Origin of the sequence: Sphingomonas sandaracina, from assembly GCF_036663695.1 — a bacterium.
GTDB lineage: Bacteria > Pseudomonadota > Alphaproteobacteria > Sphingomonadales > Sphingomonadaceae > Sphingomonas.
Window position 1 is genome coordinate 244,193 of record NZ_JAXOJK010000004.1, and the last position, 14,477, is coordinate 258,669.

The following is a 14,477-nucleotide window of genomic DNA, read 5'->3' on the forward strand; positions in this document are numbered from 1 at the left end:
GACGATCGGGCCGGTCTGCCCGCTTTCCAGAGACGGGGTAAAGCTGCCATGCGCCGGCGATGATTCGCCTTCCGATCTCTGCACTCGTTTGCGTCCTCCTGTCGTCCGGCGCTGCCGTCGCGCAATCGACCCCCGAACCTGCACCCGATATCGTCGTGACCGGGCGCGGGCTGGCGCCGGCGCCGGGTGACCGCGCTTATGACATCGTCACGATCGAGCGCGATCGGATCGACGCCAATGCCAGCAACCGGCTGGAGAGCGTGCTCGCCGATGTCGCCGGCTTGCAGCAGTTCCGCCGGTCGGATTCGCGCAGCGCCAACCCGACCAGCCAGGGGATTTCGTTGCGCGGGATCGGCGGCAATGCGTCGAGCCGCGCGCTGCTGATCCTCGACGGCGTACCGCAGGCGGACCCGTTCGGCGGGTGGGTCGCGTTTCCCGCCTATGCGACGGGGCGGCTGGGTCGCATCCGCGTGACGCGCGGCGGCGGCAGTGGCTATCAGGGGCCGGGGGCGCTGGCCGGGACGGTCGAACTCGAAAGCGCGACGCCTGGCGACCTGACGCCGTTCCAGGGCAGCATCGCCTATGGCAGTCGCGACTCGGTCGATGCGCAGGGCTCGGCGGCGCTGGTCCGCGAGGGCGGGTTCGCGACGCTGTCCGGCGCGTATGCGCGCGGCGACGGTTTCACGCCGACGGTGGCCGACAGTCGCGGGATCGTCGATCGGCCCGCGCCGTACGAGCAGGCGTCGGGCGCGATCAGGACCGTCGTCGGGATCGGCGCGAAGACGGAGTTGCAGGTGAACGCCAGCGCCTTCACCGACCGGCGTGATCGTGGGTCCGAGTTCACCGACAACAAGAGCGAAGGCGCAGACGCCAGCGTCAGGCTGATCGGCCGCGGCGACTGGGGCTATTCCGCGCTCGCCTATCTGCAGACGCGCGCGTTCGCGAGCAGCTTCAACAGCATCAATGCCGCGCGAACGACCGCGATCCAGTCGCTCGACCAGTATAATACGCCGGCCACCGGGCTGGGCGGGCGGATCGAGATCCTGCCGCCGCTGGGCAAGAGCATCACGCTGCGGCTGGGCGCCGACCTGCGCGACGTCAGCGGCAAGACGCAGGAACTCTACACCTTCGTCGCGGCGGTACCGACACGGCGACGCGAGGCGGGCGGCGGCACGACCACGACGGGCTTGTTCGCCGATGGCAGCCTGGTCGCTGGAGATGTGACCTTCAGCCTTGGCGGGCGGCTGGACTGGTGGACGATCGACGACGGCTATTTGTCCGAACGGCCGCTGGCGGGGGGCGCGGCACTCACCGACCAGCGCTATGCCAACCGCGACGGCAGCGAGACGACTGGCCGCGCGGGTATCGCCTACCAGCCCGTCGAGGCGATCACGCTGCGCGCCGCGGGGTATCGCGGCTGGCGGTTGCCGACGCTCAACGAACTGTACCGGCCGTTCCGCGTCGGCAACGATGCGACTGCGGCGAACGCGTCGCTGTCGCCCGAACGGCTAACCGGGGTCGAGGGCGGCGTCACGCTGGCGCCTGTATCGGGCGTGAGTCTTGCCGCGACCTATTTCTACAACCGGGTGACGGACGCGATCGCCAACGTCACGACGACCAGCCCAGCGCAGGTCCTTCCTGGCGTGACGACCTACCGCGTCCGTCAGAATCTCGATGCGATCCGCGCACATGGGTTCGAACTCGATGCGTCGTATCGGCCGGCTTCGGGGACTATCCCGTTCGGCGTGCAGGCATCCTGGTCGCACACCAATTCGACCGTCGAAGGTTCGGGGATCACCGCGGCGCTTGACGGTCTGCGCCCTGCGCAGACGCCGCGCGACGCTGTGTCGGGGACGATCGACTGGCGGCACGATGCAGCGGCGCTGTCGCTGACCGTGCGGCATGTCGGCCGGCAGTTCGACGACGACCAGAACAGCCGGGTGCTCGCGCCCGCGACCACGCTCGACGCGTATGCTGCACTCCCCGTCATGCGGTCGCTGATCGCCGAACTGCGTGCCGAAAACATGCTGAACGAACGGGTCGAGGCGGGGATCAGCGGCGGCAACATCGTTGAGCGCGCGACGCCGCGGACGATCTGGGTCGGGCTCCGCTATGGCTTGCGTTGACCCGTGTCTGGGCTGCGACTAATGGCGGGCGCGTGAAGGGCTCCCGGCGACGGGATCAAAAGGGAAGTCGGTGCGCGGGAGGGTCGTCATGATCCGATCCGCAAGACCGACGCTGTACCCGCAACTGTGACCGGATAGCGGCCACCCCGATACGCCACTGGGTGAAGACCTGGGAAGGCGGGGTGGACGCGGCGACCCGGAAGCCAGGAGACCTGCCTCTCACGGTCGATCCACTGCGCGGGCGGGTGCTCCGGCGCGGACGAGTAGCTCCGTCGTGACGGGGCATCCTCGCGCGAGAGACGTCTGGCCGCCCTGCGAATGGTCGCAGGCGGTCTTGTTCAGGACGTGCCCATGACGAAATTCTTTCTTTTCCTGACCGCCGCGACGATCGCATCGCCCGCATATGCACAGGCCGTTCCCGACGCCGATACGCCCGAACTGGTCGTGACCGCCGCGCGCGTCGCGCAACCCGCGAGCGAAGTCGGCCAGGCGGTGACCGTGATCGACCGCGCCGAGATCGAGCGCCGCCAGACGACCGTGGTGTCCGATCTGCTCGCGACCACGCCCGGCGTCACCGTCACCCGCAACGGCTCGATCGGCGCGCTGACTAGCGTGCGGATCCGCGGCGCCGAAGCCGACCAGACCCTGGTCGTGATCGACGGCGTCCGCGTCAACGATCCGTCCTCGACCGGTGGCGGCTTCAACTTCGCCAACCTCCTGTCGAGCTCGGTCGAGCGGATCGAGGTGTTGCGCGGGCCCAACTCGGTACCGTGGGGCAGCCAGGCGATCGGTGGCGTCGTCAACATCATCACCGCGGCGCCGACCGAAGGCGTGCAGGCGCGCGCAAACGCCGAATATGGTTATGCCGACGGCGTGTTCGCGAGTGCAGGCGTATCGGGCGCGAAGGGGCCGGTATCCGGCTCGCTGACCGGGGGCTATCTGCGGACCGACGGCATCTCGTCGGCGGCAAGCGGCACCGAGCGCGATGGCTACCGCCAATATGGCGCGGCAGGGCGGTTGGGCGTCGAATTCGCGCCGGGCATCGGCCTCGACCTGCGCGGCTATTATGCGGACAGCAAGGTCGACATCGATGGGTTCCCGGCACCCGATTTTGCCCTCGCCGACGACCCCGAATATTCGAAGACCCAGGAACTCTATGGCTATGCCGGTCTTCATGCCAACTTCGCCGACGGCCGGTTCAACAATCGCGTGGCGTTCACGATCGCCGACATCAACCGCGACAATTACGATCCGACCTTCGGCGCGGACCCGAGCTTCATCGGGCGCGGCCGCAGCGAACGCTATGAGTATCAGGGCGACTTCCGGCCACTCGACCAAGTCCGCGTCGTCGCGGGCGTCGAGCGCGAGAACAGCCGCTACAGTGACGGGTTCGCGTCTGCCGACACCGGCATCACCAGCGTCTACGGCCAGTTGATCGTCAAGCCGGTCGATATCCTCACGCTGACCGGCGGCGTCCGCAACGACGATCACGACGATTTCGGCAGCCGTACGACGTTCGGCGCGAACGCGGCGCTGGCGTTGCGCACCGGCACGACGTTCCGCGCCAGCTATGGCGAAGGCTTCAAGGCACCGACCCTGTATCAGCTGTTCTCGGATTTCGGGAACCGCGGTCTCGATCCGGAAACGGCGCGCAATTTCGATGTCGGCGCGGAACAGGCGTTTCTCGGCAACCGTGCGCGCGTCGGCGTCACCTATTTTAACCGACGCACGCGCAACCAGATCGACTTCCGCGCGTGCAGCGACGCGGAGCAGGCGACGACCGGCTCGATCTGCGTCGATCGCCCGTTCGGCGTCTATGCGAACATTGCCCGCGCCGAGGCCGACGGTGCCGAGTTCACGTTGGCACTACGCCCGGTCGATGCGCTGACGCTGACCGCGAACTACAGCTATATCCGCACCGAAAACCGCTCGATCGGCGACGATTTCGGCAAGACCCTCGCGCGGCGGCCGACCCAGACCGCCAGCGTCAACGCCGATTACCGGTTCCCGTTCGGGCTGTCGATCGGCGGCACGGTTACGATGGTCGGCGACAGTTTCGACGACTCCGCCAATGCGGTGCGGCTCGATGGCTATGCGCTCGGCGGCGTCCGGGCGGAGTTCCCGATCGGCGATCGGTTCGCCGTCTATGGCCGCGTCGATAACGTCACCGACGCGTCGTACCAGACGATCGCGGGCTACGGCACCTATGGTCGAGCGGCCTATGGCGGCGTCCGGCTGCGCTTGAAGTGAGCCGCGAGGCGATCCTCCTGACGTTGCTCGCCGCGTTGACGCTCGGAGGCTGCTCCGTGCCGCCGGGCGGACGCGGCGGCGGGGGGATCGTCTCGACTAACCCGTGCGTCGATGCGGTGCTGGTGCGGATCGTGCCCGCATCGCGGATCGCGGCGATCAGCCATCATTCGCAGGATCCGGGCGGCACCTCGATCCCGCTCGACGTCGCGCGGCGGTTTCGCGCGACCGCCGGCACCGCGGAGGAAGTGATCGCGCTGCACCCCGATCTCGTCATCGCCAGCACCTATACGCCCGCGGCGACGCAGGCGGCGTATGCGCGGGCCGGGCTGAAGACGTTGCTGCTCGGCATCCCCGACTCGATCGCGGAGAGCCAGGCGCAGGTCACGCAGATCGCCGATGCGGTCGGCGCGCCGGCCAGTGGTGCGCGGATCAATGCCGACATCGATCGCGCCGTCGCCAAATGGAGCCGCCGCGCCGCCGATCCGCCCAGCGCCCTGCTGTATATCACCGGCGATCTGGCGACCGGCGGCAGCACGTTGCTCAACGACATGATGACCCGCGTCGGGTTGCGCAACGCGGCGGTGCGCTACGGCCTGACGCATACCGGCACGCTGTCGGCGGAGACGATCGTCACCCGGCCCCCCGATGTTGTCATCGCCTCCGAGCGTGTCGGGCGCGGCGCAGCGCTGCGGCACCGGCTCTTGCCGACCACGCCGCAAGCGGTGTTTCCGCGTGTGCTCATCAACTGCGGCGGCCCCACCATCCCGCGTGCACTCGAGCGGCTCGCCGCGATCCGGGCGGGGGTATGATGCACGCACGACGCATTGGGGATGCTATCCCTAAACACCACCCCGGCGGAGGCCGGGACCCAGTTGGAGAGGCCGGAATAATCGAGCGCTGCTCGCAGTTACGATCGTCCCCCAACTGGGCCCCGGCCTTCGCCGGGGTGGCGGCCGTGCGTGGAGCGCCTCCATCTGCGGACCAGACACAATGACCCGCCCCCTCAAACTGCTCGCGCTCGGCGCGCTCGTGATCGCGCTGTTCGGCCTGTCGCTTGGCTGCGGCAAGGTGTGGGTGCCGCCGGCCGCCTGGTTCTCCGCCGATCCGCGCTGGTGGATCATCCTCGAGCTGCGCCTGCCGCGCGCAGTGCTCGGCCTCGCGCTCGGGGCGACGCTCGGTCTGTCGGGCGCGGTGCTGCAGGGGTATCTGCGCAATCCGCTGGCGGACCCGGCGGTGGTCGGCGTCTCGTCGGTCGCTGCACTCGCTGCGGTGGCCGCGATCGTCTTCGGGGTCGGTACCGGACCCGGCATCTTCGTGGCGGCGATGCTGGGGGCGGGTGGCGCGGTCGCGTTGCTCGCCGCACTGACCTGGCGATCGCCGAGCGCGATCACCTTCATCCTCGCCGGGACCGTGCTGACCAGCCTCGCCGGCGCGCTCACCGCGTTCCTGATCTCGATCGCGCCGAACCCCTATGCGGTGGCGGAGGTCATGGACTGGCTGATGGGCGCACTGACCGATCGAGGCTGGACCGACGTGCAATCCGCGCTGCCGCCGATGCTGCTCGGTACGATCCTGCTGCTGACGACCGGCCGATCGCTCGATTCGCTGTCGCTCGGCGAGGTGGCGGCGCGGTCGCTCGGCGTGCGGATGGGCCGCATCCGCGTGCTCGTCGTGCTGGGAACCGGGCTCGTCGTCGGGGCGGGCGTGGCCGTGACCGGCGTCATCGGTTTCGTCGGCCTGGTCGTACCGCACATGCTGCGACCGATTTTCGGGCACCGACCCGGCGCGTTGCTGCTGCCGTCGGCGCTGGGCGGCGCGGCGCTCGTCCTTGCCGCCGACAGCCTGGTGCGGCTTGCGCCAGGGGCAGGCGAAGTGCGGCTGGGCGTTGCGATGGCGATGATCGGCGCGCCGTTCTTCCTCGGGCTGCTGTTCAGGGAACGGGGGCGCGAGTGGATCTGATCGTCGATCGGCTGAGCGTCAGGCTCGGCAAGCGCACCGTGCTGCACGACATATCCGCGCATCTGCGCCCCGGTCGCGTGACCGCGATCCTCGGCCCTAATGGCGCCGGCAAGAGCACCCTGGTCAAGGCCGCGGCCGCGCTCGTCGGGTATGCGTCGGGCAGCGTCAGGCTCGACACGCACGACGTGCGGTCGATGGACCCGAGGGTGCGGGCGCGCGCGATCGGCTATCTGCCGCAGGATGCGACGGTGCACTGGAACATCGTCGCGCGCGACGTCTTGGCGCTCGGCCGGCTGCCGCACCGGGGCGCGCATGCCGGGGCGTCGCTTGCCGATCACGCGGCGATCGAGCGCGCGCTGCACGATACGGAGACGACGCATCTGGCGGATCGCCCGATCGCCGAGCTGTCCGGCGGCGAGCGCGCCCGCGTCCTGCTCGCGCGCGTGCTGGCCGGGGAACCGCGCTGGCTGCTGGCCGACGAACCGCTCGCCAGCCTCGATCCGTCGCACCAGATCGACCTGCTCGCCCGCCTGCGTACCTATGCGGCGGGCGGGGCGGGCGTGGCGATCGTCCTCCACGATCTCGTCCAGGCCCAGCGCACCGCTGACGACGCCCTCCTGATCGCCGACGGTCGTGTTGTGGCGTTCGGTCCGGTCGCCGACGTGCTCACGCCTAGCTCGCTCGCGGAGGTTTTCGGCGTGCGGGTCGCGCTGCTCGACGACGGGGGCAATCGTCTCTTCGTGCCGGTCGGCCGCATCGAACCGGCATAGACGGTCGACGCGCCCGGTTCGGCGCACTATCCCGCGCCGGGTGATCGATATTCCTGCCCCGCTCCGTCTGCGCCTCGATGGCGACGCGCTCGTCCAGAACTGGCGCACGCTCGACAATATGAGCGGGAGCGCCGCGTGCGGTGCCGCGATCAAGGCAAATGGATACGGCCTCGGCGCGATCGAGGTCGCACGCCGCCTCGCTGCGGCTGGTTGCCGCGATTTCTTCGTCTCCAACTGGCAGGAAGCAGCCGACCTCGCACCGCTCGGGCTGAATGTGTCCGTCCTCCACGGCATCCGCGACGAGGACATGGCGGCCGCCTCGGCCGGGTTCGCCCGCCCGGTCCTGAATACCGCGGGCCAGGTCGCGCACTGGAAAGCCGCGGGCGGCGGCGCTTGCGACGTCATGGTCGACACCGGCATGAACCGCCTCGGCGTGTCGGCGGACGACATCGCAGGCGGCCTGCTCGACGGCCTCTACATCGAGACGCTGATGAGCCATCTAGCGTGCGCCGACGAGGACTTGCCGATGAACGCACGCCAGCGCGATCGGTTTGCGGCGCTCGCAGGCGCGACATCGGCGCGCCGCATGAGCCTGGCGAACTCCGCCGGCATCGCGCTCGAAGGCTACGCGTTCGACCTGACGCGCCCTGGGCTGGCGTTGTATGGCGGCGTCCCGCGTGGCGATCTGGCCGATGCGATCCGTCAGGTCGTCGTCCCCGAGGCGCAGATCCTGCAACGCCGCCGCGTCCGCGCGGGCGAGACAGTAGGGTACAATGCGACCTGGGCCGCGCCAACCGACACCGAAGTGGCGATCCTCAATCTCGGCTATGCCGACGGGTATTTCCGGGGCTTCTCGAATGTTGGTGCCGCGTCGGCGGGCGGCATCACGATGCCCGTCATCGGCCGCGTGTCGATGGATCTGGTCGCCATCGACGTGACTAAGATGCCAGAGGCCGGCGAAGGAGAATGGCTCACGCTGGACTTCGCATTGCCCGAAGCCGCTGCGCTATCTGCAATGTCGCAATATGAACTGCTGACCAGTCTTGGCGGACGCTATTCGCGCGTTTGGAACTGACGAACGGGCCGTAAGGCGCCGCGGGCGGCTACCATTACCGACATCGGTTCAAAAAAAGAAGGCCGCCCCGTCAGGAGCGGCCTTTCCAGTTTTATCGGCGGATCAGAACTTGGCTTCGAAGCCAGCGTACATGAACCGGCCAACATTCTCGTAGATGCCCTGCGCCCCGGTCGTGCCGGTGATGTCGTAGGGCGGCTGGCGATCGAACACGTTGTCCATGCCGGCATAGAAGCGGAACTTGTCCGTGACGTCCGCGCCGACACGGAGATTGTGATAGGTCACGTCCGGGTAGAAGCTGAATGGGAACGCATCTGGATCGCGGGCCGGGCGGCCCTGAACCGAATTTTGCGTCTCATATTCGGCTGCGACCGTCTGCTTGCCGATGTAACGCATGTTGTAGTTCAGGTCGAACTTCCCGAAGTCGAAGTTCGCAGTGAACGAACCCGACCATTCGGGATCGCCGACCTCGAACTTCTGCTGGTCGATGTAATCCGGCAGGTTGATGTCGGTGTAGTTGTCGCGGTTGATCAGATAGCTGACGATCCCACGAAGTGTGACCTTGGCGCCGCCGATGTCGTGGCTGTAGCTCAGGTCGGCATCGATGCCGGACGTTTTCTGCTTGGCGAAGTTGAACGGCCCCGACAGGAACGACTGGCCGGTTGCCGGGAACGAGATCTGCGCACCACCATTGGTGACGCCGGTCTGCCCGGCGAACGTACCGTTCGGATTACGCGTCAGTGCCGCGCAATACTGATTGTTGATGCCGCTCGGGCTGTCGTAGCACTGATTGATGATCGTCTGCGGCGCGAGCGCGAAGATCACATTGTTGATCTTGATGTTGTAGTAGTCGACCGACAGGATAAGACCCGGGATCATGCTCGGCTGGAGGATGACACCGCCTGTGAAGCTGTCGGCGGTTTCTTCGCGTAGGTTCGGGTTGCTGCCGTTCAGGCCGCTGATGCCGGACGTTGGCACGTTGGTGAACGGCTCGGTGATCCCGTTGAACGTCTGGGTCGTGGGAACGCCTGCCGCTGCGCAATTGGCGACCCGGTTCGCGCCGTTGCGGATATTGCTCTGGCTGCACGGATCGCTCAGGCCGTTGAGGAAGGTCTGGCTAGGTGCCGAGAACAGATCCCCCTGCGTCGGAGCACGGACCGAGCGGGCATAGCTGCCGCGAACGCGAATGTCGCGGACCGGCGACCACGTCAGACCGGCATTATACGAATACACCGTGCCGGTCGCGCCGATGTTATAGTCCGAAACGCGGCCTGCACCGTCGATTGTCAGTTCCTGGAAGAACGGCACGTCCTTCAGCAGCGGAATACGAATTTCGCCATATGCTTCCTTTACGACCTGCGCCGGCGGATCGAAGATCGGAATGGCGTTCAGGAAGGTCGCACCGCTCCGCGTAACCTCGTCGAAGGCGGAATAGGACGTCTCGCGGCGATATTCGCCACCGATCGAGAAAGCGATCGGGCCCCCCGGCAGTTCGAACAGCTGCGAAAGGTCACCTGATACGAACGCGGTTGCGTCATACTGGTCGGCCTTCTGGCGGCGAGTCGAGTTCACGACGAAATAGTTCAGTGCCGAAGCGCTCGGTGCACCCTGGCCGAACAGGTTGACGGGAACGCAGCTCGCGTCGTCATTGGCCGTGCTCGCATCGGCGTTGATGCCGCAGACGATGTTGCCACCAGCATTGCGGACCGCATCCTGCGAGTTCTTGAACTTCTGGATGTTTACGTTGCCCTGAGTCGCATAGAACGTGTCGAGATGGCCGTAGTTAAACGCGACCTCATAGCGCCAATCGCTGTTGAACGTGCCCTCGACGCCGGCAACGATACGGTAGGTCTCGCGACGATGGTTTTCGCCACGCGCGCCGAAATCGACGTTGATGCGCTGGGCCTGGAACGTGGTGGCGCCGGGCGCCAGCGTCTGGGCGAGTACCGAGCGCGCCTGGTCGTTAAGGAATGGATTGTTGACGTTGTAGATTGCGGGCAGCGTGCCCTGCAGGAACGTCGGCTGGCCTTCCTGAACCGCGTCGACGCGGACATATTTTGCCTCGACGAACGGACGGAACGCGTCCGAGACGTCGTAGTGCGCCAGGAGGTTCGCCGAATAGCGCTTGATGCCGGGCTGCAGCTGACCAGTCAGGCGCTGCGAGGACCCGAGGCCACCGATCGCATTGCCCGAACCGAACGGACGGAAGTCCTTCACGACGTTGTTCGGAACGAGGTTGCCCGAATTGTCGAACACGAACACGCGACCTAGCGCCGCGCCCGTGTTGCTGTTCTCGCCGGTGCAGTTGAAGGCGCGGCGAGCGGTGACGGCAGCGTTGCCGGCCACTGCGGTCGGGCAGGCCGACGTGATCGCTCCACCTTCGGAGATCGCAATGTTGCGGACGTTGGTGAGGAAGGCCGTGTCGGGCACGCCGTTGCCGACGCCCGGCTCGGTGAGTACGTTCTCGGTCAGGTTGAACTGGCGACGGCCGGTCGTGCTGTAGCGGCTGCGATCGGTAAAATAGAGCGCGTCGGATTCACTGTATTCGACCGATGCAGCAATGTTGCCACGACCCTCTCCGAAGTTCTTGCCGCCGGTCAGGCTGCCGAAATACGAGGGGCGATCGCCGCGCGACGTGACACCGCTCTGGCCACGCAGGCGCAGGCCCTCGTAGTCGCGCTTGAGGACGAAGTTGACGGCGCCTGCGACGGCGTCGGAACCGTAAACTGCCGAGTTGCCACCGGTCACGACGTCGACGCGTTCGGTCAGGTCGACCGGAATGGTGTTGACGTCCACCCGGTTTTCACCGGGAGTTGAGGTCACGTGACGGCGACCGTTGACCAGGACGAGCGTCCGGTTGGTGCCCAGGCCGCGCAGATCGAGTGCGTTGATACCAGCCGTGCCGATGAAGCGCGTCGAGTTCGACCCGCTAAAGGTCGCCCGCAGCGATGGCAACTTGTTCAGCGTATCGCCAAGCGAGACTTCGCCCGTCTGGGTCAATTCCTGAATGCTGAGCGACGTGATCGGCGACGGCGAGTCGAGGTTCGGGCGGGCAATGCGCGACCCCGTGACCACGATCGCGTCATTCTCCGGCGCTTCTGCAGCTTCTGCTGCGGCTTGCGTGCCGGTTTCCATCACCGCGCCGTCCGTGGCCGAGGGCGCGGTCTGCGCCAAGGCCCATGTCGGCAGCATCACTGCGCCCGTTGCTAGGATCGTCGCGGATAGAAAGTCGCGTGCTCTAAACAATTACAGTCCCCCGTTATCGGCCAGTTTGCCGGTATGGGGGTCATACAGCCGTTAACTACGGCTGCTGGCAAGCATACGTTCAGGTCCGCGGATTACCGACAAGCGTTTGTAACGCATTGTGACAAAATCGTCACATTGCGCCACGTCCGATAGCGCTACCGATACAAAATTACGCCATTTGTGTGTTTTACCGTTCCAAACACATAGCAATGCCCATGCCGCCGCCGATGCACAGCGTCGCCAGCCCGCGCTTCGCATCGCGCTTCTGCATTTCGTAGATCAGCGTCGTCAGGACGCGGGCGCCGCTCGCGCCGATGGGGTGGCCGATCGCGATCGCGCCGCCGTTGACGTTGACCTTGCTCGCGTCCCAGCCGAGTTCCTTGCCGACCGACAGGGCCTGTGCGGCGAAGGCTTCGTTGGCTTCGATCAGGTCGAGGTCGGCGAGCGTCCAGCCGGCCTTTTCAAGCGCGCGCCTGGTGGCGGGGACGGGGCCGATGCCCATGACCGACGGATCGACGCCAGCCGACGCCCAGCTCTTGATCGTCGCCAGGATGGTCGAGCCGCGGCGTTCGGCTTCGTCGCGGCGCATCATCACGAGCGCGGCGGCGCCGTCGTTGAGGCCGCTTGCATTCGCTGCCGTGACCGTGCCGTCCTTCTTGAAAGCGGGTTTCACGCCGGAGACGCTCTCGATCGTCGCGCCCGCGCGGATGTACTCGTCGTCGGCGACCACGGTGTCGCCCTTGCGGCCCTTGATCGTGACCGGTGCGATCTCGTCCTTGAAACGGCCCGCGCCGCGCGCCGCTTCGGCCTTGTTCTGTGAGGCGACGGAGAAGGCGTCCTGTTCGCCGCGCGTGACCTGGTATTGCTCGGCGAGATTTTCGGCGGTGATGCCCATGTGATAGCCGTTGAAGACGTCGGTCAGGCCGTCGCTGACCATCGTGTCGACGAGGCTGAGGGTGCCCATCTTCTGGCCGCCGCGGATCGACTGCGCGTGGGCGGAGAGCGACATCGATTCCTGACCGCCGGCGACGACGATGGTCGCGTCGCCGGTCTGGATCGCCTGTGCCGCGAGGGCTACCGCGCGGAGGCCCGAGCCGCAGACCTGGTTGACGCCCCATGCCGGCACTTCCTTGGGCACGCCGGCCGCCATCGAAGCCTGGCGCGCGGGGTTCTGGCCCTGTGCTGCGGTGAGGACCTGGCCGAGGATGACTTCGGAAACGTCTGCGCCGGCGACGCCCGCCTGTTCGAGTGCGGCTTCGATGGCGATGCGGCCGAGTTCGTGCGCTGGCGTGGTCGCGAATGCGCCGAGAAAGCTGCCGACGGGGGTGCGCTTGGCGGCGGTAATGACGACGTCGGTGGGGCGGGGGGCGGTAGGGCGGGTGGTCATGTCGGGATCCTCTATGTTTGGATCCCATGTAGGTCAGGCGAGCGCGGCGATCCAGTTGGCGAGCGGTTCCCATAGCTGCGCGCGGGCGCGGCGGCCGACGATCATGCCGACATGGCCTGCGCCTAGGTCGCGGCGGTCGGCGAGGCCGATCGCGGTGGCGGCGGGGACGATGCGGTCGGTCAGCGAGACGAACTCGACGGTCGGGCAGGCGAGGGCTAGCGGATCGACCGCCGTGCCGGCAATGCTCCATCGACCTTTGCCGGGAAGGTCGTCGGCGATCCAGTCCTCGAACAACGACGCGGCGGCGGCGTAGGGCAGGGGGGCGCCCGCGTTCGCCCAGTCCTCGAGCCGGACGAACGCATGTGCCGCGTCGCTGTCGGGGGCGAGGTCGGCGAACGCCTCGTATTTGGCGATCGTACGGCTCGGGTCGAGCTGCCAGAAGCCGGCTTGCAGGACCTCCATCGGGAGGAAGCCCAGCATCGCCGCGGCGGGCTGGACCGCAGCCCAGGTCGCAGCGAGTGTGGAACGGCCTTCGCCGTAGCCCGCAAAGTGCCAGGGTGCGGCGATCGTCGCGACCCCGGCTACCGGCGTGATCGCGGCAGCGCCAAATGCGAGCGTGCCGCCGAGGCAATAGCCGACCAGCACGGGCGCCTCCGGAAGTGCGCCGAGCAGCGGGACCAACAACTGCGCGACATGCGCGGTCAGATCGAGGTCGCGGTCCGCGCTGTCGGGCGATCCCCAGTCGACCAGCCAGACACGAAATCCCTGCGTGGCGATCCACCGCAACAGCGAAGTCTCGGCGGAATGGTCGAGGATATCGGGGGGATTGATGAGCGACGGGACGAACACGACAGGCCGTCCACTGCCGCCATAGTCGCGCAGGGACACGCGGCCGACGCGGTGGACCGCGGGCATCGGGTCGCGCCGCCGCTCTCGTGGTGCGGCCTGATAGGCGCGCAAGCCGGCTAGGGCGCGGGCCATCCGTTCGGGCGATGTCGCAGTCTCGCTGCGCAGCATGGCGAGGAACAAGGGTAAGGGCCTCGGACCTTGTTGCGGTGCGTCATCAAAGACTGTAGCCTCCGTTTCAAACATAAGACGGGGGATCCATGAAGAAGCAACGGGCTGCCGACGGAATCGTCATCATCAAGAAATACGCCAACCGGCGTCTCTATAATACCGAGTCCTCATCGTACATCACGCTCGATCATCTCGCGACGATGACCCGTGAAGGTCGCGACTTCAAGGTGGTCGACGCCAAGACGGACGAGGACATCACGCACAACGTCCTAACACAGATCATCATGGAGGAGGAGAGCCGCGGCGAGACGATGATGCCGGTGAACTTCCTGCGTCAGCTGATCTCGATGTACGGCGATTCGATGCAGACGATGGTGCCGGGGTATCTCGAGGCGTCGATGGACAGCTTCCGTCGCAACCACGATCAGTTCAAGTCCGCGGTCGAGGGCGCGTTCGCGAACTCGCCGTTCGCCGATCTGGCCAAGCGCAATCTCGAGATGTTCGACGCCGCGGCCCAGGCGTTCAAGCCCGGTGCCGCCGGTGGCCAGGAACCGTCGACCGCGCCCGCGGCGAGCAAGGATGACGAGATCGCCGCGCTGCGCACCGAACTCGCCAAGTTGCAGGAAAAGGTCGAGAAGCTCGGCTGATCG

The 14,477-nt window shown here is 66.9% G+C and carries 10 protein-coding genes and 1 riboswitch; of the genes, 7 read left to right on the forward strand and 3 right to left on the reverse strand.

Annotated features, from left to right (window positions below; translation table 11 throughout):
* The first annotated feature begins 59 nt into the window (after nt 1–59).
* From U1707_RS14000 to alr, 6 genes are all read left to right on the forward strand, one after another.
* On the forward strand, nt 60–2,126 hold the full coding sequence (locus tag U1707_RS14000; protein ID WP_332800687.1) for a TonB-dependent receptor: 2,067 nt from the start codon (nt 60–62) through the stop codon (nt 2,124–2,126).
* A 20-nt stretch (nt 2,127–2,146) separates the two neighbouring features.
* Nucleotides 2,147–2,360: riboswitch (cobalamin riboswitch) on the forward strand.
* A 117-nt stretch (nt 2,361–2,477) separates the two neighbouring features.
* On the forward strand, nt 2,478–4,376 hold the full coding sequence (locus U1707_RS14005; protein ID WP_332800688.1) for a TonB-dependent receptor plug domain-containing protein: 1,899 nt from the start codon (nt 2,478–2,480) through the stop codon (nt 4,374–4,376).
* The gene (locus tag U1707_RS14010; protein WP_332800689.1) at nt 4,373–5,185 is read left to right on the forward strand and encodes an ABC transporter substrate-binding protein; all 813 of its coding nucleotides are present in this window, start codon (nt 4,373–4,375) and stop codon (nt 5,183–5,185) included. The genes U1707_RS14005 and U1707_RS14010 overlap by 4 nt, the downstream gene beginning before the upstream one ends.
* A 181-nt stretch (nt 5,186–5,366) precedes the next feature.
* Nucleotides 5,367–6,335: a FecCD family ABC transporter permease gene (locus U1707_RS14015; RefSeq protein ID WP_332800690.1), complete on the forward strand. Its 969-nt coding sequence runs from the start codon at nt 5,367–5,369 to the stop codon at nt 6,333–6,335.
* The gene (locus tag U1707_RS14020; RefSeq protein WP_332800691.1) at nt 6,326–7,105 is read left to right on the forward strand and encodes an ABC transporter ATP-binding protein; all 780 of its coding nucleotides are present in this window, start codon (nt 6,326–6,328) and stop codon (nt 7,103–7,105) included. The genes U1707_RS14015 and U1707_RS14020 overlap by 10 nt, the downstream gene beginning before the upstream one ends.
* A 49-nt stretch (nt 7,106–7,154) precedes the next feature.
* Nucleotides 7,155–8,180 (forward strand): alanine racemase, encoded by a 1,026-nt coding sequence (gene alr, locus U1707_RS14025; RefSeq protein WP_332800843.1) that lies wholly within the window; start codon nt 7,155–7,157, stop codon nt 8,178–8,180.
* Nucleotides 8,181–8,282: 102 nt separating this feature from the next.
* Here the strand turns inward: alr and U1707_RS14030 are convergent, their stop codons facing one another.
* The 3 genes from U1707_RS14030 to U1707_RS14040 all read right to left on the reverse strand — a co-directional run bounded on the left by U1707_RS14030 (nt 8,283) and on the right by U1707_RS14040 (nt 13,839).
* Nucleotides 8,283–11,369: a TonB-dependent receptor domain-containing protein gene (locus tag U1707_RS14030; RefSeq protein WP_332800692.1), complete on the reverse strand. Its 3,087-nt coding sequence runs from the start codon at nt 11,367–11,369 to the stop codon at nt 8,283–8,285.
* Nucleotides 11,370–11,610: 241 nt separating this feature from the next.
* On the reverse strand, nt 11,611–12,810 hold the full coding sequence (locus tag U1707_RS14035; protein WP_332800693.1) for an acetyl-CoA C-acetyltransferase: 1,200 nt from the start codon (nt 12,808–12,810) through the stop codon (nt 11,611–11,613).
* A gap of 33 nt (nt 12,811–12,843) precedes the next feature.
* Nucleotides 12,844–13,839 carry a polyhydroxyalkanoate synthase family protein gene (locus U1707_RS14040; RefSeq protein WP_332800694.1) on the reverse strand — a complete coding sequence of 332 codons (996 nt, stop codon included), beginning with the start codon at nt 13,837–13,839 and terminating at the stop codon, nt 12,844–12,846.
* Nucleotides 13,840–13,916: 77 nt separating this feature from the next.
* Here U1707_RS14040 and phaR point away from each other — a divergent pair, with 77 nt between their 5' ends.
* The gene (gene phaR / locus U1707_RS14045; protein WP_332800695.1) at nt 13,917–14,474 is read left to right on the forward strand and encodes a polyhydroxyalkanoate synthesis repressor PhaR; all 558 of its coding nucleotides are present in this window, start codon (nt 13,917–13,919) and stop codon (nt 14,472–14,474) included.
* Nucleotides 14,475–14,477 lie beyond the last annotated feature (3 nt).